Raw genomic sequence first — 25349 nt, forward strand, 5'->3', positions numbered from 1 at the left:
CTCCTGGGGGTGGTGGGCGGAACCGAACACGCACCATCCCGCCATGGCGGTGGGTACGTCCCAACCCCCACCGGGTGAACGTTCTCCTCCGTTCGGTGACGGCGAGGTTGCCGAGCGTCATGACCTCGCCGTACAGGATCCCCAACGCCCATCGCCACCACGGGAGCCCTTCTGTGGGACACACACTGAAAGCCGTCGTCGCACGGGCCGCCCTGACACACAGTGCCGTGGGCGACCTCTCCCAAGCCCGTCAAGTCGGACTATGTCAGTGATCGACGCCGGTTCCGTTGAACGACGCGCAGCACGACCACGATCCCTCGTGCCGCCCGCCACTCGTCGAGGTGCCCCGGCGCACCCGGGGCCGCTCACGGTCCTGCGCGTGTGATCCGCACACGGAGCGGTCGCCTCCCCGAGGATCGCCCTCCCCGGCGGGGCCGGTGCCCGGGGCACCCGCAAAGCAGAAGAAGGCTTCCCGGTACCGTGTCCCTTGCCCGGGCCGCCTCCACCGGGAGAGCGCCGTCCACCCATCGACGACGCGGTCTCGCCCCGCCCCGGTCGGTTCGTCTACCCTGGGGCCATGAGCAAGCGACATTAAGTCCCGGCCGGAGGCCGGTCCGCGGCGAACGTTCGAGGACCGCCGGTTGCACCCCCGCACCCGGCCCCCATCGTTCGTTCGGACCGAAGGACCTCCATGACCGCTCCGCACTCGCGCGTGCGCGCCACGCGTCGTTCCAGGCTGACCCTTCCGGTCTACGCCTATGCCTTCTTCGAGGAGTTCATCCTCCTCTATCCGATCTACGCCCTGCTGTTCGCCGAGCACGGGCTGTCGGTCGCCCACATCAGTGTGCTCTTCGTGGTGTGGTCGTCGACCTCGGTGCTGCTCACCGTGCCCGCCGGGGCCCTGGCCGACCTGGTCCCACGCCGGTACCTGCTCGCGGTCGCCCCGCTCCTGACCGGGACCGCGTTCGCGCTGTGGTCGCTGTTCCCCTCGCTGTGGGTGTTCGCCCTGGGGTTCGTGCTCTGGGGCGCGGCGGGTGCCCTGGTCTCCGGCGCGTTCGAGGCGCTGGTGTACACCGAGCTGGAACATCGGTCCGCCGCCTCGGACTACGCCCGCGTGATGGGTGTGACCCGGGCACTGGGTGTGGCGGCGGTGGGGCTCGCCACCCTCGCGGCCGTCCCGGCGATGTCCCACGGCGGCTACGCCCTCATCGGAGTGGCCAGCGTGGCCGCATGCGTGCTCTGTGCCTTGAGCGCCCTGGCCCTGCCGGAACACCGGGCGCCACGTGACCAGGGCTCGGACGACGAACCCGGTTACCGGGAGACGCTGAGCCGGGGGTTGTCCGAGGCCCGCCACAACCGCGCCGTGCGCCTGGCACTGCTGCTGGTGGTGCTGGTCAGCGCCTTTTGGGGTGCACTGGACGAGTACGTGCCCCTGTTGGCGCTCGACTCAGGTGTCCCGGCCACCACGGTGCCGTTGGTCGTGCTGATCGTGTGGGTCGGCGTCACCCTCGGCGGCCTGCTGGCCGGTCCGGCCTCCCGCCTCCCGGGGCGGGTCCTGGCCGTGCTGATGGCACTGGCCTCGGTGGCCATCGCGGCGGGCGCCCTGCTCGCCGGCTACCCGGGGTGGGTACTCCTGGGTCTGGGGTTCGGGGTGTGCCAGATGATGATGGTGGTGGCCGACGCCCGTCTCCAGGACACCATCACCGGTGCCAGCCGTGCCACGGTCACCTCCCTGTCGGACCTGGGGGTCGAGAGCCTGGGCATCACCACGTTCCTGGTCTACGCGGCCGTGTTCACCGCGTTGGGCCACAGTGCGGCGTTCGCCCTGTTCGCCGCGCCCCACCTCCTGGCCGCCCTGCTCCTGGCCCGTCGTGGGGACCGTGACGCTCCGCGGGACCGTCACCGGGAGGACGCCGCCGTGCACTAGGAGACGCGCGGGTGCGGTCCGGCGGTGATCTCCGTCGCCGTGGCGGACCGCACCCGGTGACGGGTCCCCGGGGCCGAGAGTCCGCACTCATCCGTCCCACCGGCGCCGTCGGCCCACGAGCGGAACGAAGCGTCCGGTGCGTGCGGCGTAGGAACGGTAGGCGCCGCCGTGGGTACGCAGCAGGTAGGGCTCCTCGATGGCGCGGACCTGGACCTGCACGGCGGCGACGAACACCACCAGGGCCGCCGCGGACAGCACCGAGGGTACGGCGATCGCCTGCCCGAGGAGTACGACCCCCATGCCGGTGAAGACCGGATTGCGCACGAACGCGAAGACCCCTCGGGTGACCAACGCGGTGTGCTCGTCCTCGTCCACACCGATGCGCCAGGAGGCGCCCATCGCGGCCTGGGAGACCAGGACCAGCACCAGGCCGAGCACCATCAGGGCCAACCCGCCGGCCCCCACACTCGGGGGTGCCGTGGTCCGGGTGAACAGGGCGACCGCCGGTGCGGCCGGCCCGGCGACGAGCGCGCCGACGAAGAGCACACTTCCCCACCAGGGGGCGGTGAGGGCGGTGGTGTCCGGGCGACGGAAACCGGTGTCACCGGTGCGCCGCCACGCGGCCAGGGTGCGCAGGCCGAGTGTCGAGACGAGGCCGAACAGAGTGAGGACGAGTGCGGCCGGTGCCATGGGAGGTCTCCGCTTCGCGATGGCGGGGATGGTGACCCGCGAGTGGGGGAGGGGTGGGGTACGTGAGCGCACCCGCGCCTCAATGATCGCTCGATTCGGATATGATCGTCGCATGACGATGAATAGCACGGACGGCTGCCTCGCCACAAGCGACGACGTGAACGCCGCCGAGGCCCTCTTCCACAGCCTCTCCGACGGCAGCCGCCTGGCCATCGTGCGCCGCCTGGCCCAAGGCGAGACCCGTGTGGCCGACCTGGTGTCCGAGTTGGGTCTGGCCCAGTCCACGATCTCCAAGCACGTGGCGTGCCTGCGCGACTGTCACCTGGTCGACGGTCGCCCGGAGGGCCGGCAGGTGTTCTACTCCCTGGCGCGCCCCGAGCTCCTGGACCTTCTCGCCTCGGCCGAGAGGCTCCTGGCCGCGACCGGCAACGCGATCGCGCTGTGCCCCGACCACGGAACCGACAGTCGGCCCGCCACGAGGGAGCCGACCGAGGAGTGAACGCCCGCCGCGGCGCCGACGAGCCGCACGCGACATCGCAGGGAGCGGCGCGGGCCGATAGGGGACGCTACGTGGCCCCTGGCCCCGACCCCTGGGAGGTCGAACGAGGGCCCGCGTCTTTTTTACTTGTGCATCCTATTGATCCCCTTGACCTGCCGAATAGCATCGTTTGTTGTGGATCACCAGACGACGAACTCCGCGGAACATGACAGCCCGGGCACCGCGTCCGTGCGCGGGATCAGCGTCGACTACACCGATCGCGGAGCAGGGTGTCCCGTCCTGTTCCTCCACGGTCACCCCCTCGACCGGACCATGTGGGAGCCCCAGGTCCGGGCGTTGGCCGGACGCGGTTACCGAACGATCGTCCCGGACCTGCGCGGTTACGGGAGCAGCACCGACGCGGCGGCGGCCGCCTCCCTCGCCGACTTCGCCCGGGACACGACCGCCCTGCTGGACCACCTGGGGTTGGACGTGGTCAACCTCGTGGGTCTGTCCATGGGCGGCCAGATCGCCCTGGAGATGTACCGGTTGTTCCCCGACCGGGTCGACTCGCTGACCCTCGTGGCCACCGACCCCCGCCCCGAGAGCGACCGGGGGCGCCTCCGGAGCGGGCCTACGGCGGCCCCGCCACGGGAGGAGCGCCCGCGCGGCCACGCCGACGACGGGCTCGTGGGCTTGATGACCGGGGACAACATCCGGGACCTGCCCGAGGTCGCCGATCACGTGCGCGCCATGATGGACGCCGCCCCGCCCGAGGGAACGGCCGCGGCCCGATCGGGGCGGGCCCGATCCCCCGACCACAGGCCGCTGCTCAAGCGCATCTCGGCCCCCACCCTGCTGATGACGGGCCGACACGACGCGTTCACCCCGCCCGAGGCCGCCGAATTCATGCACGTGCGCATACCGGACTCGGTCGTGGAGATCATCGAGGGCGCCGGTCACCTGCCCAACCTGGAGCGCCCCGACCGCTTCAACGAGGTGTTGCGACGTTTCCTCGAACGGGTCCGGACCCGCGTCCGCAACTCCTGAGACACCGCCGGGCCCCTCACCGGGGCGCGAGGGGCCCGGCGCCCCGCTCCTCGGGTGCGACGACCCCTCAGGCGGAGGACTTCTCCACCGGCATCCACAGTTCGCCGGAGGCGAGGTTCTCGTCCTGTTCGTCGACGTCCACCCGCAGCATGTCCGGCCCGCTCCGGTGCTGGTAGGCGGGGTTGGAGGGGAACCACTCCGAGAAGGCGTACACCCAGATCCGCTGGATGGCCTCGGGGAAGACGAACCGCTCGAAGGGGAAGACCACCCACGCGCCCGCCGGCACCCACAGGGACTCCATCCCGTCGGGGACCTCCTCGGAGAAGGTGGCCGCCGCCTGGTAGTAGTCGATGTCGTCGCCCTCGTCGCGGCCCGACCCCAAGGTGTGGGTGACCCCCAGTGTGCCGTGCGGCTCCTGGTCGGACAGCGCGTGGATCCTCTCATGGGTCGCGTCGTCGAGGCCCTGGACGAACGCGGTCATGGGCTCGTTGACGCCCTCGTAGACCAGGGGCACCCGGGCCTTGGGGCCGGTGATGCGGAAAGCGTCCTTCTCGACGATCCGGTAGCGCATGGTGGTGTTCCCTTCGATGGTGAGGTGGAAGGTGAGCCGTGACTGTGAGCCGAGCGCGGCACCGGTACGACGGGCTTCGCCCGGACCGATCCCGTGCACGGACCGGAACGCCCGACCGAACGCCTCGGCCGATCCGTAGCCGTAGCGCACCGCGACGTCGAGCAGGGTGTCCCCGCCCCCGATCACCTCGGCCGCGGCCAGGGTGAGGCGCCGCCGACGCACGTACTCCGAGAGCGGCATCCCGGACAACGCCGAGAACATGCGCCGGAAGTGGTGTTCGGACACGCACACGGTGCGCGCCATCGCGGCCACGTCCACCGGCGCCCCGACCTCCGTCTCGACCCTTTCCAGCGCCTCGTTCAACCGGTCCAGCATCGCCACCTCCCTTGCTTCCACCGACCAAGGTACGGAGGAGGACCCCACCGCGACCCGATCGTCGCCGTTCCTGTTCGGTCGGGTCGACCCGCACCCCGGATCCTGCTTCTGCCCAGGGGAGAAGCGGCTGTCGGGGTCGGCGCCGCCGTGCCAGGCTGGATCGACGTCACCCCCCACCGGAAGGTCCCATGGCGCAGAGGACACCCCCGCATTCGACCACCCGCACCGACCGTGAGCCGCTGGGGCCGGGCTTTCGACGACTTCTGGGCGCCGTGGGGGCGGGCAACCTGGGGGACGGGATCGCGATCGTGGCACTGCCCTGGTACGCGGCCACACTCACCGACGACCCCCTACAGGTGGCCCTGGTCGGTGCCGCCACCCGACTGCCCTGGTTGCTGTTCGCGTTGCTCGCCGGGGTGGTGGGCGACCGGGTCGACCGGCGTCGCCTCATGATGACCGCGGGCGGCGTCAAGGCCGTGCTCCTGGTGCTCCTCACGGCCGTGGTCGCCCTGGGTGTGGGATCCATTCCGTTGTTGGTCGTCATCGCCCTGGCGGTCGGGGTGTGCGAGGTGTTCTTCGACAACACGGCCATGGCGATGGTGCCCACGGTGGTTGCGCGATCCCGGTTGGAGAGGGCCAACGGCGCCTTCCAGGGCGTGGAACGGGTGCTGAACAAGTTCGTGGGCGCTCCCGTGGCCGGCATGCTGCTGGCCGCCTCCACGGCCTGGGCCTTCGGTGCCCAGGCCGTCCTGATTCTGCTGGGTGTGACGTTGTTGCTCACCCTGCGCGGTGAATTCCGGCCGACCGTGGCGGACGAGGCGCGGCCGGCGCTGTGGGGCATGCTGCGCGAGGGTGTGGTGTGGTTGTGGCGCCATCCGGTCCTGCGCCCCATGGCGCTCATCACCGGGGCGTCCAACCTGGCCACGGCGCTCATGGCCGCCGTTCTGGTGCTGTTCGCCCAGGACGTGCTGGGTGTGGGGCCCCAGGGGTACGGGCTGTTGATGACCGTCACCGCGGCCGGGGCGGTCCTGGGCGCGGTCGTGGTGCCCTTCTTCGCCGGTCGGGTCCATCCCGCCACCGCCATGGCCGTGATCCTGGCCGTCATGGGCGCGGCCGCGCTGGCGATCGGGCTGGTCCATGACGTCGCGCTGTTCGTGGCCGGTTACTTCGTCACCGGCTTCGTCTCCAGCTGGTGGAACATCACCGTGCTCTCACTGTTCCAACGCCTGACCCCCGACGCCCTGCGCTCGCGGGCCTTCAGCGCACACCGGACCCTGTCCTGGGGGATGCTCTCGGTGGGGATGGGCCTGGGCGGCGCCCTGGCCACGGTGTTGGAGGGCCCGATGGGCCGGGAGTGGGCCCTGGCCGCCCCCTTCGTGGGGGCGGGGCTGATCGATCTCACGTTGGCCGGCGTGGCCGTGTTGGTGTTCGGCAGGGCGATGATCGACCGGGCTCTGTCCGAGGCGGCGACGGGCTGAACGCCGAAATCGGGCGATGGGGAAATAGGAGGACATCTTCGAGCAACATCCGTGTCTGATTCGACGTGGCGCCCTTCCCACGACCACCATGGCGGTTCAGGATCGTCGGCAGGCCGACCCCGAGAAGGAGGTGGGCGGGGCGGGGGTACACACGCCCCGCAGACTATGGACCTTGGTTTTCTGCGACCCCTGTACGAGAGCGACGGCCCCGTGGCGTCGGTGCACCTGGACACCAGTCGTGACACCACCGACGCCGACAAGAAGATCGAACTGCGCTGGCGGCACCTGCGCGAGGAACTGGCCGCCCTCGGCACCGACGAGGCCACCCTCGACGTCATCGAGGAGGCCATCGGGGAGGGCAACTCCCGCGCCTACGGCGACCACGGCCAGGCGGTGTACGCCTCCCAGGGCAGGCTCCTGGGCGAGTACACCCTCGCCGTGCCCCCCGCACAGGACCGCGCCTCCTACCTTCCCGTTCCCGACACGCTGCCGTTGGCCATCGACCGCGGACGCCGGCTGCCCTACGTGCTGGTGGCACTGGACCGGGTCAAGGCCAAGGTGTACGCGTACCCCGCACACCCCACCACCGGCCCGGTCCTCGAGTCCGAGAACGTCGGTGAGAACATGCAGAACATCGACGGCGCCAGCCGCATCTTCCCTGGCCAACGCGGGGACGCCGGCGGGCGCCGCGCGGACACCGGCACCGCCCAGGACATGTGGCGGGAGAACGCCGCAGGGGTCGCCGACCTGGTCCGCAAGGCCGTGGCCGAGGTCGATGCCCAGGCGATCATCGTCGGCGGTGACGACGAGGCCATCGCCTACCTGCGCGACAACCTCGGCCCCCGCCAGCTGACCGTACCCATCAAGGTGGTGTCCGGTGGGCGTGGAGGGACCGACGCGGAGGAACGCCTGCACCAGACCGCAGAGGAGTGCCTGCGGGAGCTGGTCCGGGACGAACAGGCACAGGTCATCGACGACTACCACCGCAAGCTCGCCCATGACCAGGCGGTCCGGGGGACCACACCGACCCTGCCGATGCTGTCGGAGGGGCGGGTGGACACACTGTTGATGGGCGCCGACCGCGAGGACGAACCGCGGTTGTGGGGGTCCTTCTCCTCGCCGGTGCTGGTGGGCACCTCACCTCAGGGACTGGACGACCCGAAGGCCGTCTTCCAGGCACCGGCCAGCGCTCTGATGCTGCGCTCGGCGGTGCTGGCGGACGCCCGGTTCACCGAACTGTCCGACCACGGCGAGCCCAGTGGCGAGGCCGGGGCCACCCTGCGCTTCCCCAAGTAGCCGCGGTCCCGTGAACGGGTGCCCCGCCCCCGCCCGTGGGGGAGCGGGGCACCTTCGCGTCGTCGACGGTTCCGGGCGACCCGTCTAGGACGTGGCCCAGACGCCCAGCTCGTTCCCACTGGGGTCGGCGAAGTGGAAGCGGCGCCCGCCGGGGAAACCGTAGGGGCCCTGGAGCACGCGGCCACCGGCACGCTCGACGTCCTCCACCGACCGGTCGAGGTCCTCGGAGTAGAGCAGGACGAAGGGCCCGCCCGATCGCACCTCACCGCCGGGGTTCAGCCCTCCCACCTCGGACTCGCCGTCGGGCGAACGGATCCCCGCGTACGCGGGCCCGTAGTCGTTGAACCGCCAACCGAACGCCTCGGAGTAGAACCGCTTCGCCTCACCCAGGTCGGTGACGGAGAGCTCCACGTAGTCGATGGCGTGGTGCCGCTGGTGCTCGGATTCGCTCATGTCCGGCATTGTGCCCGACCCCACCGACGGAATCGGGGCGACACCCCACGGGAGCAACGGCGGGTGGCCGAACGATCCTGCGGCCGACCCCACCCCGGCTCGGCGGAACACCTCATGGTCCGCTCACCCGACCGGCGTCTAGTGTTGCTCGCAACCCCACCCCTGAGCGAGGGGACCGTCATGATCACCCTGCGAGTGCCGACCGGCGTGTTCCCGGCGCCGACGTTGATGCCGATGCTCGTGGGAGGCGACGCCGCCCCCGTCGTCGACCTCCCCGTGACCGCGGACGTGACCGCCCTCGACGGCGACCACGACCACGGCCCGGTGGAGGAGACGCTGTCTCCCGGCGGCGGTCCGGTGGTACTCATGACCGGGACGGCCGTCTCACCGGTGCCGCGACGCACGAGAACCTGCGCGTGGGTCCTTGGCCCACGCGCGGCAGACGCCCTTCTCGCCCCGTGCCCCGGACGATGACCCCACCACGCTCCGACGTGCTCGACCCGAGAGGCAGATGTGCTGCGACAGCTGAGCGATCACGCCAGGATCGGTCACGCGGCCGCCCTGACCCGCGCACGCTGGAGAGGGTTCCTGGGGATCTTCGCCGGGATCGTGACCAGCCTGCTCACCCCCGCGTGGGCCCTGGCCGCCGGGGGCGCGCTGCTGGTGGGCCGGGCGCGACCCTCCATACGCGCACACGCACATGCGAGCGCCGTCCGCTGGACCCTGTGGTTGAGCGCACGGGACCTGGCCCGGCTGTCCCGCTGGACGGGGACCACGGTGCGGGCGGAGGCCGCCCCCGTCCGGCACGTGCTCTACCTCGTGCTGCGGCTCCCCGCCCACCTGGTCGTCCTCTACGCCGTCTTCTCGCTGACGAACGTGCTCGCACTCCTGGTCGCGGGCCCTCTGTGGCAACTGGCCACGGGCACCCGCACCGAGGTCCGTCTGGACTGGCCGGGCGTGCGCGTGCACAGCGACACCGCGTTGCTGGGTCTGACCATGGCGCTGGTGGTCCTGGTCCTGCTGTGGTTCGGCGTCGGCGTGGCCGCGGCCGCCGAGCGCGGACTGGCCCGCGCCCTGCTCGGCCCCACCGGGGAGGACCTGCTCCGGCGCCGCATCGACGAGCTCACCCGCACCCGACAGGGCGCGGTACGCGCGGTGGACGCCGAACGCCGCCGCATCGAACGCGACCTACATGACGGGGTCCAACAACAGGTGGTGGCCCTGGCCATGCTGCTGGGCCGGGCCCAACGCGGGCAGGACCCGCGACGCACGCTGGATCTGGTGCGCCAGGCCCACACCGAGTCCCGCGCCCTGCTGGACGAGTTGCGCGAGGTGGCCTGGCGCATCTACCCCAACGCGCTGGACACGCTGGGGCTGGAGGCCGCACTGACCGAGGTGGTCGAACGCGGTCCACTCCCGGTGACCCTGCGCGTCGACGTGTCCGCGACCCTGCCGGAGGAAGTGGCGACCGCCGTGTACTTCGTCGCCCGCGAGGCACTGACCAACGCCGCCAAGCACGCGGAGGCCGACGGTGTGGTCCTCGACCTGGCGACACACGAGGACCGGTGGGAGCTGGTGGTCTCCGACGACGGACGGGGCGGGGCCGACCCCGCCGGTGGCGGCCTGACGGGGCTGGCCCGGCGGGTCGCCGCCCTGGACGGCACCCTGACCGTCGACAGTCCCGACGGCGGTCCCACCACCGTGCGCGCCGTCGTGCCCCTGCGACGATGAACGTCCCACCGACGAACACGGAGCCCCACATGCGCCTGGTGATCGCCGACGACTCGGTCCTGCTCAGGGAGGGGCTGATCCGGCTGCTGGAGGAGGAGGGCCACACCGTGTCCGCCGCGGTCGGGGACGCCGAGGCACTGCTGGCCGAGGTCGCCGTGCACCGCCCCGACGCCGTCGTGGTGGACGTGCGCATGCCGCCCTCGCACACCGACGAGGGGCTGCGGGCCGCCCTGCGCATCCGCGCCGAGCACCCCGGCACCGCGGTTCTGGTGCTGTCGCAGTACGTGGAACAGCGCTACGCCGTCGAACTGCTCACCGGTGCGCCCGCGGGGGTCGGCTACCTGCTCAAGGACCGGGTGGCGCAGGTGGGGGAGTTCCTGGACTCCCTCGAACGGGTCGCCCGGGGCGGCGCCGCCTTCGACCCGGAGGTGGTGCGCAGGCTGCTGGCCCGCACCACGCGCACCGATCCGTTGTCCACGCTCACCCCGCGGGAGCGGGACGTATTGGAGAACATGGCCCAGGGAGCGAGCAACCCGGCCATCGCCGAGCGCCTGTTCGTGTCGGTGAGCGCGGTGGAGAAACACGTCAACGCCATCTTCGACAAGCTCGGACTGGTGCACACCCCCGAGTACAGCCGCCGTGTCCTGGCGGTGTTGCGCTTCCTGGGATCCTGATACCCCGGGAGATCCCGGACCTAAGAGCCGGGCCCCGACGGGAGTGCTCCCGTCGGGGCCCGGCCTCGAACGCTCGGAACGGTCCGCGCCTCAGGCCGAACCGGTGGCCGACTCCACCTCGGAGATGAACTGTTCGGCCGCTTCCTCGGGGGTGAGGTTGCCGAAGGACAGCTCGTCGGTCACGCGCTTGGTGATCTCCACGACCTCGCCGGCGCCGATCGGCGGGGGCGGGTTTCCGTCGACGACGTCGCCCTCCACGTCCGACAGGAAGATCGCGCTGCGCTCGTCCGCCGCGGGCAGCGAGCTCAGGATGTGGGACCGCACGTCGATGTTGGCGGGCAGCCCCAGGTCGGCCAGGACCAGCTCCGCCGCCTCGTTGCTGTTGAGCATGAAGTCGACGAAGCGCGCCGCCTCCTCCGGGTGGTCGCTCCCGGCGGAGATCGAGTAGAACATCGCCGGCTTGAAGTACATGCCGGTGCGCTCGTTGTCGGTCTCGCCCGGGTAGCGCAGCAGTTCCAGGTCCCGACCGGAGGACTCGGTCAGCCCGCCCAACTGGTTGCTCCAGAAGTGCGCCATCGCGCCGGTGTTGGTGGCCAACACCGACTGGTCGGGGCCACCGGCCTCGATCTCCACGCTCTGCGAGGCGCCCGGCTGGCCGCCGTTGTCCAACAGATCCTCGGTGATGCGGAACCACTCGGTGAGGGTCTCGGTGGAGAACGCGAGCGCCCCGTCCTCGTCGTAGAGGTTCTCCCCGTGCTGGCGCGCGAAGATCTGGAAGCCGCTCTCGTTGTAGGACATGCTCTGCGTTCCGACGACGTCGCCGTCGGTGGCCTCGCTGATCTCGCCGGCGATCTCGACGTAGTCGTCCCAGGTCCAGGTGGTGTCGTCGGGCATGTCCACCCCGGCCTCCTCGAAGGCCTCCGGGTCGGCGAGGATCGCGTAGACGTTCACGCCACTGGCGATGCCGTAGGTCTGGTCCTCCAGGTCACCGCTGTCGGCGATCAGGGGGTCGACATTGGACAGGTCCAGCACGCCGTCGAACTCACCGAGGTCCGCCAGCGCCCCGCGGTCGCCGTACTCACGCAGGTAGCGCTCCTCCTGCATCATGATGTCGGGGGCGTCGCCCCCGGCGGTGCTGGTGGCCAGGCGGTCCCAGTACGAGCCCCAATCCGTGTAGTCCCCGGCGATCCGGATGTCGGGGTTCTCGGCCTCGAAGATCTCGATGACCTGCTGCAGGGTCGAGTGGCGGTCGTCCGCTCCCCACCAGGAGTAGCGCAGTTCCACCACACCGTCGGAGTCGGCCGAGGAGCCGCCGCCACAGGCGGAGGCCAGGAGTGCGAAGGCGGCGCCCAGAGCGATCGGGGCGGCCAGGCGGCGCGAACGCGCACCACCGTAGGGGATGTTCATGGGGGGCCTCGAAATCTCGTGTGTCGGGGTGGGGGGCACGCGGTCGTGGCCGCGCGGGTGGGTCGGCCGGGTCAGGAACCCGAGCCGACCGCGGTCTGCAGTTGGTCGACGAACTGCTCGGCCGCCTCGCGAGAGGTGAGGTTGCCGAAGGTGAACTCCTGGTAGGCACGGCGGTTGATGTCGAAGATCTCGCCCGAGCCCACCGGCGGTGGCGGGTTGCCGTCGACGATCTCGTCCTCGATGTCGGCGAGGAAGTCGGCGCCACGGGCCTCGGCCTCGGACAGCTCGTCCATGACGTTCTCGCGCACGTCGGTGTTGGCCGCCAGTCCCAGGTCGGCCAGGACGATCGATCCCGCCTCGTCGCTGTTGAGCATGAAGTCGACGAAGCGCGCCGCCTCCTCCGGGTGGTCGCTCCCGGCGAAGACCGAGTAGTACATGGCGGGTTTGAAGTAGGTCCCCGTGCGCTCGTTCTCCGATTCGCCGGGGAAGCGCAGCAGTTCGATGTCGCGCCCGGAGGCCTGGCTGATGACCCCCAACTGGTTGCTCCAGAAGTGCGCGGTGGCGCCGGTGTTGGTGGACAGCACCGACAGGTCGGGCCCGCCCGCCGCGATCTCCACGGTCAGGGAGGAGTCGGGCTGGCCGCCGCCCTCCATGAGCCGTTCGGTGATCTCGAACCAGTCCACCAGGGTGTCGGTGGAGAACGCGAGCGCCCCGTCCTCGTCGTAGAGGTTCTCCCCGTGCTGGCGCGCGAAGACGTGGAAGCCGTTCTCGTTGGTCAGCCCCTGGGTGCCGACGATCTCGCCGTCGGTGGCCTCGCTGATCTCGATGGAGATGTCGACGTAGTCGTCCCAGGTCCAGGTGGTGTCGTCGGGCATGTCCACCCCGGCCTCCTCGAAGGCCTGCGGGTCGGCCAGCATGGCCGCGGCGTTGACCCCGCTGGGGGCGCCGTAGACCGCGCCGTCCACGACACCGCTCTCGGACACCAACGGGTCCAACGCCGACAGATCCAACCCCTCCAGCGTGCCGAGGTCGGCCAGTGCGCCCCGGTCGGCGTACTCGCGCAGGTAGGCCTCGTCCTGCATGATCACGTCGGGCGCGTCGCCCGCGGCGGTACCGGTGGCCAGACGGTCCCAGTAGGCGTCCCAGTCGGTGTAGTCGGGGCTGACGCGGATGTCGGGGTTGTCGGCCTCGAAGACCTCGATCGCCTCGCGCAGATTGGCGTGCCTCTCGTCCGAACCCCACCAGGAGAAGCGCAGCTCCACCACGTCGCCGGAGTCACCGGAGCCGGAGCAGGAGGCCAGGACCAGGGCCAACGCCCCGGCGGCCGCGGTGACCACGGCCGGGCGCGGACGGAACTTGGAGCGAGTGGTGCGAGCGCGCGGATGGGGTGTCACGAGGGGGTCCCTTCTCTGCCGTGCGGTTCTACTTGATGCCGGTGGTGGCGATGCCCTTGACGAGATAGCGCTGACCGGCCAGGAAGAACCCGAACACCGGCCCCAAGGCCACCACCGACATGGCGAACAGCGGGCCCCAGGAGGTCTGGGAGCTGGAGTCCACGAAGGTGCGGAGCGCCACCGGCACGGTGTACATGTCGGGGCTGGTGAGGAAGATCAGTTGACTGAAGAAGTCGTTCCAGGTCCAGATGAAGGTGAAGATGGCGGTGGTGGCCAGGGCCGGCATCGACAGCGGAAGGATGATCTGGCAGAAGATGCGCACGTGTCCGCATCCGTCGATGCGCGCCGCCTCGTCCAGGTCACGGGGCAGACCGCGGATGAACTGCACCATGAGGAAGATGAAGAAGGCGTCCGTGGCCAGCAGCTTGGGGACGATCAACGGGTAGAAGGTGTTGATCCAGTCCAGCTGCGCGAACAGGATGTACTGCGGCACGATCACGACGTGGATGGGCAGCATGATCGTGGCCAGCATGATGGCGAAGAACAGCCGCTTGCCGCGGAACTCCAGACGGGCGAAGGCGTAGGCCGCCATGGAACACCCGATGAGGTTGCCGATGATGGAGCCGGCCACCACGATCGCCGAGTTCAGCAGGTAGTGGTGGAACGGGTTCTGCAGGGCCTGCCAGCCCTCGGTGTAGTTGCTCGGGGTGAAGCTCCAGGGGATCAGGCCGGGTTCGCGGAAGATCTCCGCGGTGGGCTTGAAGGAGCTGGAGACCATCCACAGCAGCGGGTAGAGCATGATGAGGCCGAAGCCGATCAGCCCGATGTGGATGAGCAGTCGTCGTGTGCGTGGGGACCGGGTCCGTCGGGTGGAGGGGGCCGGTGCCTTGGTCTCAGTCGCCATAGAAAACCCAGTACTTGGAGGCCAGGAAGTTCACTGCGGTGAACCCGGCGATGATCATCAGGAGCAGCCAGGCCATCGCCGAGGCGTAGCCCATGTCGAACGAACCGAAGCCGCGTTGGTACAGGTAGAGCGTGTAGAAGAGGGTGGAGTCCGAGGGGCCGCCGGTGCCGCCGCTGACGATGAACGCCTGGGTGAAGGTCTGGAAGGCGTTGATGATCTGCAGCACCAGGTTGAAGAAGATGATGGGGGTGAGCATGGGGACCGTGATGTTCCAGAACCGGTGCACGGCACTGGCGCCGTCCACGGACGCCGCCTCGTAGTACATCCGGGGGATCTGCCGCAGCCCGGCCAGGAAGATGACCATGGGGGCGCCGAAGGTCCAGACGTTGAGCACCACCAGGGTGCCCAGCGCGTAGTCGGGGTGGGACACCCAGCCCGGCCCCTGGACGCCGAAGAACCCCAAGAGCTGGTTGACCAGCCCCTCCGCGCCGAACACCTGCCGCCACAGGATGGCGATCGCCACGCTGCCGCCCAGCAGGGAGGGCAGGTAGTACACCGACCGGTACAGGGTCAGGCCCCGCACCCCCCGGTCCAGCACCATCGCCAGGGCCAACGCCAGCGCCAGCTGGAGCGGGACCGAGACGAACACGTACACGAAGGTGACCCTGAGCGAGCTGTGCAGGCGATCGTCGGTCAGCATGCGCTCGTAGTTCTCCAGGCCCACCCACTGGTGGTCACCGATGAGGTTGTAGTCGGTGAAGGAGAAGTACAACGAGGCCATCAGGGGGCCCGCGGTGATGATGATCAGACCCAGGAACCAGGGAGCCAGGAAGCCGTAGGCGGCCAGGTTCTCCTGACGACGCCGACCCGTGCCGCCGCCCTTGGCGCCCTTGGCGGTGCGTGCCTTGGTGGGCGCGGGGTCGGACTTCTTGGGGCTTCGCTGGAGCAGAGCGCTCACGGCGCACCACTCCCGGAGTGCACCCGGACCCGTGTCGGGCGGGGGCTGGAGGGGCTCATGATTAGCGGACCACCAATCTGGTCAGGGCGGATGCGTGGAACGTGGGGCCATCCCCATCGACGTGGCCGAGAACACGCTGCGAACTCGCAGGTTATGGCCTGGTAAGCGCTATCCATAGTTTAAGATGTTCAGTTTCTAGCACCGGGTTACATGGGTGTCAACAGACGATTGCCTCGCTGGAAACGACTCTCCGGATCGTTATCTTCGGCCGGATCCGGGACCCGGGAACCGAAAAATCACCTTCGGGACCCACGTTCTGGCCGGTCCGAGCCGCTTTTCCCACCCTCGCTCCCAGCGAAAATCGACGACTGATCATTGAGTTCCACCCTGGAAAGCGTTTACCCTGGCCGCGTGAACGACTCCTCCCCACGCAGGTTCGCCATCGTCGGCACCGGGTCCAGGGCGCGAATGTACACGCGCGCCCTCACCGACACCCATCGGGACCTGGGCCTCCTGGTGGCCCTGTGCGACACCAACGCCACCCGTATGGCCGTGCACAACCGGATCATCACCGAGGCGGGGCTGGACCCCGTCCCCACCTATACGGCCGAGTCCTTCGGCCGTATGCTCCAGGAGCAGAAGGTGGACGAGGTGATCGTCTGCACGGTCGACCACACCCACGCCGACTACGTCGTCGCGGCCCTGGAGGCCGGCGTCGACGCCATCACCGAGAAGCCGCTGACCGCCGACCTGGACGGTCTCAAGCGCATCAACGAGGCCCAGGCGCGCACCGGCGGCCACGTCACCGTCGGGTTCAACTACCGGTACAACCCCGTGCACCGCAAGCTGCGCGAGCTCATCACCTCGGGCGTCATCGGTGAGGTCGGCTCGGTGCACTTCGAGTGGCTGCTCGACCTGCGCCACGGAGCCGACTACTTCCGTCGCTGGCACCGCGACAAGGCCAACTCCGGCGGCCTGCTGGTGCACAAGGCGAGCCACCACTTCGACCTGGTCAACTGGTGGATCGGCGCCCGCCCCGAGGAGGTCTACGCCTCGGGCCGGCTGTTCTTCTACGGCGACGAGAACGGCCGCCGCCACGGAGTGGCCGGCGACTACGACCGCGGACACGACTCGCCCGAGGCGGCCGAGGACCCCTTCGCCCTGCACCTGGCCGACAGCCCCGACCTCAGCGCGCTCTACCTGGAGGCCGAGCACGAGGACGGCTACCGGCGCGACCTCAACGTCTTCAGCGAGGGCATCACCATCGAGGACGACATGTCCGTGCTGGTGCGCTACGACACCGGGGTGCGGCTCAGCTACCACCTGGTGGCCTACGCCCCCTGGGAGGGCTACCGGATCTCCATCACCGGCAGCAAGGGACGTCTGGAACTCGACCTCACCGAGATCCCGCACACCACACCCGGCAAGGACGCACAGCATCCCGTCCGGGGCATGCCCGCGCCCAAGGAGAACACCACCGCCCGGCTGTGGCTGCGCCGCCACTGGCAGGAGGCGGAGGAGATCCCCGTGGCCGTGGGCGGAGGCGGCCACGGCGGTGGCGACGTCGCCATGCTCACGGCCCTGTTCAGTCGCGCCGACGACGGCATCCGACCCGACCACGCCGACGGCGGCAACGCCCTGATCACCGGATTGTGCGCCAACGCCTCCATCGCCTCCGGACGACCCGTGCGCGTGGCCGACCTGCTGGGGGAGGCGCCCCGGTGAACACCCGCCCGCTGCCCGAGGGGCCCGTACCCGTGCTCCTGGTGGGCCTCCACGGGCACGGGCGGTCTCACCTGCGTGCCCTGCGGCCCCTGGCCGACCAGGGCCTGGTGCGCCTGGTCGGGGTGTGCGACCCGCGCCCCCCGACCCCCGGCGACGACCTCGAGGGGCACGGCCCCGTTCCCCACTTCGACGACCTCGACCGCGCCCTGCGCGAGACCGAAGCCCGGGTCACCGTCCTGGTCACCCCCATCCACACCCACCTCCCGCTGGCCCGTACCGTGCTCGCCCACGGCTCTCACCTGCTGTTGGAGAAGCCGACCACGGCCACGCTGGCCGAACTCCACGAACTCACCGACGCCGTCGCCGCCTCCGGCCTGGCGTGCCAGGTCGGCTTCCAGAGCCTGGGGTCGGCCGGCATCGACCACGTCCGCCACCTGCTGGCCGAGGGCGCCGTGGGGGAGCTGCGCGGGATCGGTGGCGCCGGCACCTGGAAACGCACCTCCGCGTACTACGACCGCGCCCCCTGGGCCGGACGTCGTCGGATGGCCGGCCACGACGTGGTCGACGGGGCGCTGACCAACCCCTTCGCGCACATGGTCGCCACCTCCCTGGCCCTGGCCGACGGCGGATCCCACGCACCGCGCGAGATCACGCCGGACCTGTTCCACGCCCACCCCATCGAGGCCGACGACACCTCCTGCCTGCGCCTGCGCACCCACGAGGACATCCCCGTGTGCCTGGCCGTGACGCTGTGCGCGCCACGCAGCCTGCCGCCCGCCCTCCACCTGCACGGCGAGCGCGGGCACATCACTTTCGAGTACACCGTGGACCGGATCACCGTGCACCGGCCAGGCCACGCCCCGCTCACCACCACCCACCCGCGCACCGGTCTGATGGAGAACCTCATCGCCCACCTGCGCGAGGACGTGCCCCTGCTCGTGCCGCCCACCGCCACCCTGGGCTTCACGCACGTCCTGGAGGCGGTGCGCACCGCGCCCGACCCCCGCCCCATCCCCACCGAGTACCAGGACGTGTGGCGCGAGGCGGGCGCCACCCACCGCACCGTCCACGACATCGAGGCCCTGGTGCGCCTCAGTGCCCGGCGCATGACCACGTTCGCCGACCTCGGCGCCGCCTGGGCGGCGTCCATCCCCACCGCGCACCCCCTGGAGGTCCGATCGTGAACCTGTCCCTGGACGGCACCACCGTGGCCGTGCACCGCGACGGCTCCGACCTGGACCCGCTGCTGTCACCACGCCCCTTCCTGCACCCGGTGACCACGCCGGCGGGTACCACCGTCACCGAGCTGGAACCCGACGACCACCGTCACCACCTGGGCTTCGGCGTGGCCGTGCCCGACGTGTCCGGCACCAGCTTCTGGGGCGGCCGCACCTTCACCCCGGACCGCGGGTCGGTGCTGCTGGACAACCACGGCCGCCAACGGCACGTACGGACCCTGGACCGGGCGTCCGATCACCACACGGCGGTCCTGTCGTGGACCGCCCCCGACGGGCGCGAACTGATCGCCGAGGAGCGGACCCTGCGGGCCCTGCCCCTCGACGAGGACACCTGGGTCCTGGACGTGCGCACGGTGCTGCGCAACACCTCGGGAGGGGACCTGAGCATCGGCAGCCCCGCCACCAACGGGCGCCCGGGCGCCGGCTACGGCGGACTGTTCTGGCGGGCGCCCCTGGGCCCGCGCCCACCGGCCGTCACCGGCCCCGACGGGCTGACCGGCGAAGAGAGCCTGCACGGGGCACGCGTGCCCTGGCTCGCCCTGGCCGGGAGCACGGCGGAGGGCGCCGCGTGGACCCTGTTGCTGCACCAGATCGGCGCGCACGTCGACCCGTGGTTCCTCCGTTCCAACCAGTACCCCGGCGCCGGACCGGCCCTGGCCTGGGACCGGCGCCTGCCCGTGCCCGCCGACACCACCCTGGAACGCCGGTTGCGCGTGGCCGTCGGTGACGGTCACCGCCGCGACCTGCCCGGCCTGGCCGAGGCCGTCACCGACCTGCCCTGACCCCGGCCGGCCCGCGCGCACCCTTAGCGGTCCCTCCCCTGGGGCCGCGTCGTCCTCTCGGCGGCGTGGCCCCTCACTCTTCTCGGTCAACGCCCCGGACCCACTCGGGGCCTGGAAAGGAAACCCCGCCATGCGCGTGCTCGTCACCGGAGGTTCGGGAAGGCTCGGCCGCAGTGTGCTGTCGGTCCTGGCCGACCGCGGACACCAGGTCACCTCGGTCGACACCGCCCCGGCCACCCCTCCCGAGGGGGTCGCCGCGATCACCGCCGACCTGCTCGACGCCCCGGCGCGGGAGCAGGCCTTCGCCCGCGCCGCCCCCGAGGCCGTGATCCACCTGGCCGGGATCGCCGTTCCCTTCGCCCACCCCGACGTGCGGACCCTGCAGGTCAACACGGGCCTGGCCTGGGCGGTCCTGGCGTCGGCCATCGAACACGGCGCGCACTCGGCGGTGGCCGCCTCCAGCCCCACCGTCTACGGCTACAACACCCCGTCCTGGACACCGCGCTACCTGCCCCTGGACGAGGACCATCCCGTCGAACCCTGGCACGCCTACGGGCTGAGCAAGGCGATCATCGAGGAGACCGTGCGCTCGCTGGCCCGCACCACCGACACCTGTGTGCTGTCGTCGGTGCGCCCCGGCTACGTGGTGGCCCCCGAGGAGTGGGCGGGCGCCACGACGCAGCAGGGACACACCATCGCCGAGCGCCTGACCGATCCGGCCCTGGCCGCGGGTTCCCTGTTCAACTACGTCGACGCGCGCGACGCCGCCACCCTGTTCGCCCTGGTCGTCGAGCACCCCGAGCGGGTCCGCAGCGGCGCGGTGTACAACGCCGTGGCCGGCGACCCCTTGGCCCCCGGACCGGTCGACACGCTCATGGCCCGTCTGCACCCGACCACCGCGCCGCACAGCGCGTCCCTGGCCGACGGGCGCGCGGTGTTCTCCAACGAGCGGGCCCGCACCGAGCTGGGCTGGGAACCCACCCGCACCTGGCGCTCGGAGACCCGCGAAGGGCGGGTCGGCTAGGTGTGCCCCCAACGACCCACCAGTGGAAACACCGGCCACTCCGGGCTTTCCGCTAACCTGGGAAAGAGTTTTCCGGGGGATCAGGGCAGAAGGGGCCGGGGCGTGGGTTCGTCGTACGTGACGCTGGAACAGGTGGCACAGCACGCGGGGGTGTCCTTGGCCACCGCCTCCCGGGTGATCAACGGCAGCACACGTCAGGTCAGCCAGCGCCTGCGCGACAAGGTCAACGCCAGCGCGGAGGAACTGGGCTACCTGGCCAACGCCTCCGCCCAGACCCTGGCGCGCAACAGCAGTTCCCTGGTGGGCCTGCTGGTGCACGACATCGCCGACCCCTACTTCTCCTCCATCGCCCGCGGGGTGACCCGCCAGACCGAGGAGCAGGGCCTGGTCACCGTCCTGGGCACCACCCATCGCTCCGCCCAGAAGGAGAGCACCATCCTGGCGGCCCTGCGCGCCCACCGCGCCCGGGCCGTCGTCCTGGTGGGGTCGCGCTCCACCGACGAGGACAACAACGCCAGGCTGGTCCGCGAGATCGAGGCCTTCCAGGAACAGGGCGGGAGGGTGGCGTGCGTGTCCCAGCCCGGTCTGCCCGCCGACACCGTCAGCCCCGACAACCAGACCGGGGCCTCCGAACTGGCCCGCCACCTCATCGCCCAGGGGCACCGGCGCTTCGCCATCCTCGCCGGCCCCACCAACCTCAGCACCGCCCGCGAACGCCTGGACGGCTTCCACTCGGCGCTCTCGACGGCGGGTCTGGAGTTGGAGCACCACAACATCGTGCACGGCGACTTCACCCGTGACGGCGGATACGAGTCCACCCAGCGCCTGATGCGACTGGGCACCGACGCCACGTGCCTCTTCGCGGTCAACGACGTCATGGCCACCGGTGCCATGGCGGCCCTGCGCGAGGCCGGTATCCGGGTCCCCGAGGAGCTGTCCGTGGCCGGCTTCGACGACATCCCCACCCTGCGCGACCTCACCCCCGCCCTGACCACCGTGCGTCTGCCCCTGGAACGGATGGGCGAGCGCGCCGCGCTCATGGCCCTGGAGGCCGACCACGAGGGCGGACCACGCACCGTCAACGTCCAGGGCGAGGTCCTCATGCGCGAGAGCACCCGGCCACCGGCCGACCACACGGGCTGAGGGACCGCACAAGAGGGGGCGGCGGAAAGGTGCTTTCCGCCGCCCCCGTCCACGTCCCCACCGGGGTCGTGGCTCCCGTGCTAGGGGAGTGGGGCCAGATCCTCGGCGAAGGACAGACCGTGCCCCGGACCGGTCTCGGCCCGCAACCACCCCTCACCGATCCGCACCCCGCTGGGGGCGGCCAAAGCCCCCAGGGCCTCGAAGGAGGCGTGGTCGATGTCCTCGACCATCGCCACCCGGGGCAGACACAACGCCAACTGCCCCGACAGTTCCGGCAACAGGTGCGGCGCCACCGGCACGCCCCGTCGGGCCACCGTCTCCGCGATGCGCAGGAACGGGGTGATCCCGCCGACCCGCACCACGTTGGGCTGGGCCACGTCGCACACACCCGCGTCGACGAAGCGCTCGAAGTCCTCGACGGTGCGCAGGTTCTCACCCAGGGCGAAGGGGACCGCGGTGCGCCCGCGCAGCCGCTCGTGCGCGGCCAGGTCCGCGGCCGGCAACGGTTCCTCCACGAAGTGGAGGTCGTGCTCGGCCAGCCGATCCAGGGCGCGGGCCGCGGTGGGCACGTCCCACCGTTGGTTGGCGTCCACCATCAACACCCGGTCGGCGCCCAGCACCTCGCGCACCGCCGCGACCCGGTCGGCGTCCCGACCCACGTCGGGCGAGCCCACCTTGATCTTGGCGGCACGGTGGCCGTCCTCGACCCACGAACGCACCTGCGCCGTGAGGTCGTCCGTGTCGTAGTCGAGGTTGACCCCGCTGCCGTAGGCGGCGACCTTCTCCCGACGTCGTCCCACCAGTTCCACCAGTGACACCCCGGCCGCCTTGGCCTGGACGTCCCACAGGGCGATGTCCACCCCGGCCAGGGCCATCAGGGTCAGTCCGCTCGTGCCCGCCTCACGCAGGTGCCACAGCAGTTCCTCCCACCGGGAGGGGTGGGCGGCGCCGCCGACCACCACCGGCGCCAGATCGGCGTTGATCAGCGACTCCACCGCACCCGCGCCGATGAGCGGGGTCCAGGAGACCCCGGTGCCCACCAGCCCGGTGTCGGTGGAGATCCGCACCACCACGATGTCGTTGCGGTCGACGCCGCCGTCCCAGGCGCGGCGCAACGGCAGACGGAAGGCCCGGGCCGCCATCTTGGTGACACGCACCGGCTCAGCCCTTCCCGACCAGGGTCAGGCCGGTCTCGATCAGCGTCGCGAGCTCGGTCTCCTCGGTCGGCGTGAGGTCGACGAAGGGGGCGCGCACCGCGCCCACGTCCACCCCGCGCAACCGGGCGCCGGCCTTGACCAGGGACACCGCGTACCCCGGGGAACGGTCGCGCAGACGCACCAGCGGCTCGTAGAACTCGGCCATGATGCGGTCGGCGAGCGGGTCGCCCGCGTGGAAGGCCTTGTAGAAGGCGTCGGCCACCTCCGGAACGAACGCGAAGGCCGCCGAGGAGTACAGCGGCACCCCCACACCGGAGTAGGCCCCCACGGTCAGTTCCGCGGTGGGCAGCCCGTTGAAGAAGGTGAAGTCCGCTCCCCGCACCCCACGCACCGCCAGCACGATCTGGTGCATCAGGCCGAGATCGCCGATCCCGTCCTTGAACCCCACCACCTGCGGCAGGGCCGCCAACTCGGCCGCCGAGTCGGGGGAGAACACCATGGTGCCACGCTGGTAGACGATGACGGGGATCTCCACCTGGGCGACCACCGCCTTGACGTACTCCACCAGACCCCGCTGGGGGCCGGTGACCAGGTAGGGCGGCAGCAACAGGATGGCGTCCGCGCCCGCCTCCCGCGCGGCCCGTGCCTGCTCGACGGCGGTGCCCACACTGCCGCCGGCCCCGGCCACCACGGGGACGGCCCCGTCGACGACCTCGACCGAACGTCGCACCACCGCGGCGTGCTCGACGGCGGACAGGGCGTGGATCTCACCCGTGCCACAGGCGGTGAACACACCGCCCGTGCCGTGGGCGACGCCCGAGGCCACATGCTCGGCGAGCACGTCCTGGTTCACCGCTCCGTCGTCGTCGAAGGGGGTGAGGGGGAAGAACAGGATCCCGTCGAAGTTCATGCGCTGCTCCTTGTCTCAATGGGGGCCGCCGCGGCGGCGGGGTGATGCGAGAGGTTCACAGGACGTGCTGGACGTGGCGGCGCGCCATGGTGGCGATGACGTCGTCACCGTCCGCGGCCCACACGTCGGCGTTGAACACCTCCCATTCGACGTCGCCCTCGTATCCGGCGGCACGCACCGCCCGGTACAGGGAACGCACGTCGATGTGGCCGTCGCCGACCATCCCCCGACCCAGCAGTGGGTCGGCGGGCAGGGGCAGGACCCAGTCGCACACCTGGAAGGAGGCGATGCGTCCGCGCGGCCCCGCCCAGGCGATGTCCTCGTGCACCCGGGGGTCCCACCACACGTGATAGGTGTCCACCACCACGCCCACCTGCTCGGCGGGGAACGGTTCGGCCCAGTCCAGGGCCTGCCCCAGGGTGGATAGCACCGCGCGGTCGGCGCTGAACATCGGGTGCAGGGGCTCCAGACCGAGTCGGACGCCCCGCTCGGCCGCGTAGGGGGCCAGGACCGCCAGCGCCTCCTGCACACGGGCACGCGCGCCGACCAGGTCGCGGTCGCCCTCGGGGAGACCGCCCACCACCATGACCAGGACGGGTGCGCCCAACTCGGCGGCCTCGTCCAGGGCCCGACGGTTGTCGTCCAGGGCCGCCTCGGGCTCGACCGCGGTGAGGAACCCGCCACGGCAGTAGGTGGACACCCGCAGCCCCGAGTCGCGGAGCAGACGGGCCGAGGCGGCGAGCCCGGCCTCGGCGACCTGTTCGCGCCAGGGGCCGATCGCGGGGATCCCCGCCCGCAGGCAGCCGTCCACCGCCTGCCGCAGACTCCAGTACTTGGTGGTCGCCTGGTTGAGGGAGAGCCGCGCCAGCGCCGGGTCGCCCGGCGCCGGGGTGGGCACGGTGGCCCTGAGACCGGAGGGCACGTCCACGTCCGTCATCTGCGGGATCGTGGTCACTGTTCCACCCCCGACACACGCAAGAGCGCACGCATGCGCTCCACCGCCAGGTCGGGGTCGGTGAGGGCCCCGGCCTCGTCGGCCAGACGCAGGGTCTGCGCCAGGTGCGGCAGGGAACGCGCGCTGTGCAGCCCGCCCACCATGTGGAAGCCCTTCTGGTGGCCGTTCAACCAGGCCAGGAAGGCGACACCGGTCTTGTAGTAGAAGGTGGGGGCCGAGAACAGGTGCCTGGCCAGGGGCACCGTGGCGTCCATCAGCGTGCGATAACGCGCCACCTCGCCCTGGTCCAGGGCGGCCAGGGCCCGGGCCGCGACGGGGGCGATGGCGGCGAAGATCCCCAACAGGGCGTCGGAGTGACCGTGCTCGTCGCCCTGGATCAGTTCCGGGTAGTGGAAGTCGTCGCCGGTGAACAGACGCACGCCCGCGGGGAGCAGACGACGCAGTCGCACCTCCAGGTCGGCGTCGAGCAGGGACACCTTGATGCCCTCCACGCTGCCCGCGTGGTCGGCGATCAGGGCGGCCACCGGTGCGATGGCCTCGGCGGGGTCGTCATAGCCCCAGTAACCGGCCAGGGCGGGGTCGAAGGCCTCACCCAGCCAGTGCAGGATCACCGGGCGGTCGGCCCGCTCCAGCAGGGTGGAGTAGACCTTGGTGTAGTCGTCCGGTCCCTGGGCCACGGCGGCCAGCGCCCGGGAGGCCATGAGCACGGGGGCGGCACCGGCGGACTGGACAGTGTCGAGCTGTTCGACATAGGCCTGGACAACGCTTTCCAGCGTGTACTGGGAAGGCTCCAACTGATCCGTGCCCACCCCGCAGGCCAGGGCGGCGCCGCGGCCGGCGGCCTCCGCCCCCGAGCGACGGATCAGTTCGGCGGTGGCCGGCCAGTCCAGCCCCATGCCGCGCTGGGCGGTGTCCATGGCGTCCGCGACCCCCAGGCCCTGGTCCCACAGGTGGTGGCGGAAGGCCAGGGTGGCCTCCCAGTCCAGGGCGGCCGGTTCTCCCGGGGCGTTGGGGGCGGTGGGGTCGGCG

24 protein-coding genes are annotated in these 25349 nt (G+C 71.0%); 13 read left to right on the plus strand and 11 right to left on the minus strand.

Features of this window, described 5'->3' with window-relative positions:
• Positions 1–691: 691 nt before the first annotated feature.
• Positions 692–1927 (plus strand): MFS transporter, encoded by a 1236-nt coding sequence (locus DSY14_RS16275; protein WP_211717422.1) that lies wholly within the window; start codon positions 692–694, stop codon positions 1925–1927.
• A gap of 87 nt (positions 1928–2014) precedes the next feature.
• On the opposite strand, the gene DSY14_RS16280 is transcribed toward DSY14_RS16275, so the two are convergent.
• Entirely contained in the window at positions 2015–2617 is a 603-nt protein-coding gene (locus tag DSY14_RS16280) for an isoprenylcysteine carboxylmethyltransferase family protein (protein WP_211717423.1), read from the minus strand.
• 112 nt (positions 2618–2729) lie between these two features.
• On the opposite strand from DSY14_RS16280, the gene DSY14_RS16285 reads away from it, so the two are divergent.
• Together DSY14_RS16285 and DSY14_RS16290 are read left to right on the plus strand one after the other, a co-directional pair.
• Complete coding sequence (locus DSY14_RS16285; protein ID WP_211717424.1) at positions 2730–3116, plus strand: helix-turn-helix transcriptional regulator; 387 nt, start codon at positions 2730–2732, stop codon at positions 3114–3116.
• 228 nt (positions 3117–3344) lie between these two features.
• Positions 3345–4145: an alpha/beta fold hydrolase gene (locus DSY14_RS16290; protein WP_211717443.1), complete on the plus strand. Its 801-nt coding sequence runs from the start codon at positions 3345–3347 to the stop codon at positions 4143–4145.
• Positions 4146–4212: 67 nt separating this feature from the next.
• Here DSY14_RS16290 and DSY14_RS16295 read toward each other — a convergent pair whose 3' ends face one another.
• Positions 4213–5091: an AraC family transcriptional regulator gene (locus DSY14_RS16295; protein WP_211717425.1), complete on the minus strand. Its 879-nt coding sequence runs from the start codon at positions 5089–5091 to the stop codon at positions 4213–4215.
• 188 nt (positions 5092–5279) lie between these two features.
• Between DSY14_RS16295 and DSY14_RS16300 the strand changes: the two genes are divergently transcribed.
• Both DSY14_RS16300 and DSY14_RS16305 read left to right on the plus strand, forming a co-directional pair.
• Positions 5280–6569 carry an MFS transporter gene (locus DSY14_RS16300; protein ID WP_211717426.1) on the plus strand — a complete coding sequence of 430 codons (1290 nt, stop codon included), beginning with the start codon at positions 5280–5282 and terminating at the stop codon, positions 6567–6569.
• A gap of 165 nt (positions 6570–6734) precedes the next feature.
• Positions 6735–7865, plus strand: coding sequence for a hypothetical protein (locus DSY14_RS16305; protein ID WP_211717427.1), 1131 nt, complete (start codon positions 6735–6737; stop codon positions 7863–7865).
• An 84-nt stretch (positions 7866–7949) separates the two neighbouring features.
• Here the strand turns inward: DSY14_RS16305 and DSY14_RS16310 are convergent, their stop codons facing one another.
• Positions 7950–8318: a VOC family protein gene (locus DSY14_RS16310; protein ID WP_211717428.1), complete on the minus strand. Its 369-nt coding sequence runs from the start codon at positions 8316–8318 to the stop codon at positions 7950–7952.
• A gap of 114 nt (positions 8319–8432) precedes the next feature.
• Here DSY14_RS16310 and DSY14_RS16315 point away from each other — a divergent pair, with 114 nt between their 5' ends.
• From DSY14_RS16315 to DSY14_RS16325, 3 genes are read left to right on the plus strand one after another with little or no spacing between them, the layout of a single operon-like run.
• Positions 8433–8792: a hypothetical protein gene (locus DSY14_RS16315; RefSeq protein ID WP_211717429.1), complete on the plus strand. Its 360-nt coding sequence runs from the start codon at positions 8433–8435 to the stop codon at positions 8790–8792.
• A 39-nt stretch (positions 8793–8831) separates the two neighbouring features.
• Entirely contained in the window at positions 8832–10049 is a 1218-nt protein-coding gene (locus DSY14_RS16320; RefSeq protein WP_211717430.1) for a sensor histidine kinase, read from the plus strand.
• A 29-nt stretch (positions 10050–10078) separates the two neighbouring features.
• The gene (locus DSY14_RS16325; protein WP_211717431.1) at positions 10079–10723 is read left to right on the plus strand and encodes a response regulator transcription factor; all 645 of its coding nucleotides are present in this window, start codon (positions 10079–10081) and stop codon (positions 10721–10723) included.
• A 90-nt stretch (positions 10724–10813) separates the two neighbouring features.
• Here DSY14_RS16325 and DSY14_RS16330 read toward each other — a convergent pair whose 3' ends face one another.
• The 4 genes from DSY14_RS16330 to DSY14_RS16345 all read right to left on the minus strand — a co-directional run bounded on the left by DSY14_RS16330 (position 10814) and on the right by DSY14_RS16345 (position 15386).
• Positions 10814–12130: an ABC transporter substrate-binding protein gene (locus tag DSY14_RS16330; RefSeq protein ID WP_211717432.1), complete on the minus strand. Its 1317-nt coding sequence runs from the start codon at positions 12128–12130 to the stop codon at positions 10814–10816.
• A 71-nt stretch (positions 12131–12201) separates the two neighbouring features.
• On the minus strand, positions 12202–13524 hold the full coding sequence (locus DSY14_RS16335) for an ABC transporter substrate-binding protein (protein WP_211717433.1): 1323 nt from the start codon (positions 13522–13524) through the stop codon (positions 12202–12204).
• Positions 13525–13552: 28 nt separating this feature from the next.
• Positions 13553–14428 carry a carbohydrate ABC transporter permease gene (locus DSY14_RS16340; RefSeq protein WP_211717434.1) on the minus strand — a complete coding sequence of 292 codons (876 nt, stop codon included), beginning with the start codon at positions 14426–14428 and terminating at the stop codon, positions 13553–13555.
• Positions 14418–15386, minus strand: coding sequence for a carbohydrate ABC transporter permease (locus DSY14_RS16345; protein WP_211717435.1), 969 nt, complete (start codon positions 15384–15386; stop codon positions 14418–14420). Before DSY14_RS16345 ends, DSY14_RS16340 begins: the two co-directional genes overlap by 11 nt.
• A gap of 411 nt (positions 15387–15797) precedes the next feature.
• Here DSY14_RS16345 and DSY14_RS16350 point away from each other — a divergent pair, with 411 nt between their 5' ends.
• The 5 genes from DSY14_RS16350 to DSY14_RS16370 all read left to right on the plus strand — a co-directional run bounded on the left by DSY14_RS16350 (position 15798) and on the right by DSY14_RS16370 (position 21298).
• Positions 15798–17111, plus strand: a complete 1314-nt coding sequence (locus tag DSY14_RS16350; RefSeq protein ID WP_211717436.1) for a Gfo/Idh/MocA family protein — start codon at positions 15798–15800, stop codon at positions 17109–17111.
• Positions 17108–18295 carry a Gfo/Idh/MocA family protein gene (locus tag DSY14_RS16355; protein WP_211717437.1) on the plus strand — a complete coding sequence of 396 codons (1188 nt, stop codon included), beginning with the start codon at positions 17108–17110 and terminating at the stop codon, positions 18293–18295. The genes DSY14_RS16350 and DSY14_RS16355 overlap by 4 nt, the downstream gene beginning before the upstream one ends.
• Positions 18289–19131, plus strand: coding sequence for a PmoA family protein (locus DSY14_RS16360; protein ID WP_211717444.1), 843 nt, complete (start codon positions 18289–18291; stop codon positions 19129–19131). Before DSY14_RS16355 ends, DSY14_RS16360 begins: the two co-directional genes overlap by 7 nt.
• Positions 19132–19261: 130 nt before the next feature.
• Positions 19262–20155 carry an NAD(P)-dependent oxidoreductase gene (locus DSY14_RS16365; RefSeq protein ID WP_211717438.1) on the plus strand — a complete coding sequence of 298 codons (894 nt, stop codon included), beginning with the start codon at positions 19262–19264 and terminating at the stop codon, positions 20153–20155.
• Between the two features lie 102 nt (positions 20156–20257).
• Positions 20258–21298 carry a LacI family DNA-binding transcriptional regulator gene (locus DSY14_RS16370; RefSeq protein WP_211717439.1) on the plus strand — a complete coding sequence of 347 codons (1041 nt, stop codon included), beginning with the start codon at positions 20258–20260 and terminating at the stop codon, positions 21296–21298.
• Positions 21299–21378: 80 nt separating this feature from the next.
• Here DSY14_RS16370 and DSY14_RS16375 read toward each other — a convergent pair whose 3' ends face one another.
• The 4 genes from DSY14_RS16375 to DSY14_RS16390 all read right to left on the minus strand — a co-directional run.
• On the minus strand, positions 21379–22455 hold the full coding sequence (locus DSY14_RS16375) for a mandelate racemase/muconate lactonizing enzyme family protein (RefSeq protein WP_211717440.1): 1077 nt from the start codon (positions 22453–22455) through the stop codon (positions 21379–21381).
• A gap of 4 nt (positions 22456–22459) precedes the next feature.
• Complete coding sequence (locus tag DSY14_RS16380; RefSeq protein ID WP_211717441.1) at positions 22460–23365, minus strand: 5-dehydro-4-deoxyglucarate dehydratase; 906 nt, start codon at positions 23363–23365, stop codon at positions 22460–22462.
• Between the two features lie 55 nt (positions 23366–23420).
• Positions 23421–24302, minus strand: coding sequence for a sugar phosphate isomerase/epimerase (locus DSY14_RS16385; protein WP_211717445.1), 882 nt, complete (start codon positions 24300–24302; stop codon positions 23421–23423).
• 14 nt (positions 24303–24316) lie between these two features.
• A partial coding sequence (locus tag DSY14_RS16390) for a dihydrodipicolinate synthase family protein (RefSeq protein ID WP_211717442.1) occupies positions 24317–25349 on the minus strand: 1033 nt, incomplete at its 5' end.

Origin of the sequence: Nocardiopsis sp. MG754419, assembly GCF_018207095.1 — a bacterium.
Lineage (GTDB): Bacteria > Actinomycetota > Actinomycetes > Streptosporangiales > Streptosporangiaceae > Nocardiopsis.

Coding starts and splice junctions, on each gene's coding strand:
- DSY14_RS16275 (WP_211717422.1), top strand. CDS start 692: ATGACCGCTCCGCACTCGCGCGTGCGCGCCACGCGTCGTTCCAGGCTG.
- DSY14_RS16280 (WP_211717423.1), bottom strand. CDS start 2,617: ATGGCACCGGCCGCACTCGTCCTCACTCTGTTCGGCCTCGTCTCGACA.
- DSY14_RS16285 (WP_211717424.1), top strand. CDS start 2,730: ATGACGATGAATAGCACGGACGGCTGCCTCGCCACAAGCGACGACGTG.
- DSY14_RS16295 (WP_211717425.1), bottom strand. CDS start 5,091: ATGCTGGACCGGTTGAACGAGGCGCTGGAAAGGGTCGAGACGGAGGTC.
- DSY14_RS16300 (WP_211717426.1), top strand. CDS start 5,280: ATGGCGCAGAGGACACCCCCGCATTCGACCACCCGCACCGACCGTGAG.
- DSY14_RS16305 (WP_211717427.1), top strand. CDS start 6,735: ATGGACCTTGGTTTTCTGCGACCCCTGTACGAGAGCGACGGCCCCGTG.
- DSY14_RS16310 (WP_211717428.1), bottom strand. CDS start 8,318: ATGAGCGAATCCGAGCACCAGCGGCACCACGCCATCGACTACGTGGAG.
- DSY14_RS16315 (WP_211717429.1), top strand. CDS start 8,433: ATGGTCCGCTCACCCGACCGGCGTCTAGTGTTGCTCGCAACCCCACCC.
- DSY14_RS16325 (WP_211717431.1), top strand. CDS start 10,079: ATGCGCCTGGTGATCGCCGACGACTCGGTCCTGCTCAGGGAGGGGCTG.
- DSY14_RS16330 (WP_211717432.1), bottom strand. CDS start 12,130: ATGAACATCCCCTACGGTGGTGCGCGTTCGCGCCGCCTGGCCGCCCCG.
- DSY14_RS16340 (WP_211717434.1), bottom strand. CDS start 14,428: ATGGCGACTGAGACCAAGGCACCGGCCCCCTCCACCCGACGGACCCGG.
- DSY14_RS16365 (WP_211717438.1), top strand. CDS start 19,262: ATGCGCGTGCTCGTCACCGGAGGTTCGGGAAGGCTCGGCCGCAGTGTG.
- DSY14_RS16380 (WP_211717441.1), bottom strand. CDS start 23,365: ATGAACTTCGACGGGATCCTGTTCTTCCCCCTCACCCCCTTCGACGAC.
- DSY14_RS16385 (WP_211717445.1), bottom strand. CDS start 24,302: ATGACGGACGTGGACGTGCCCTCCGGTCTCAGGGCCACCGTGCCCACC.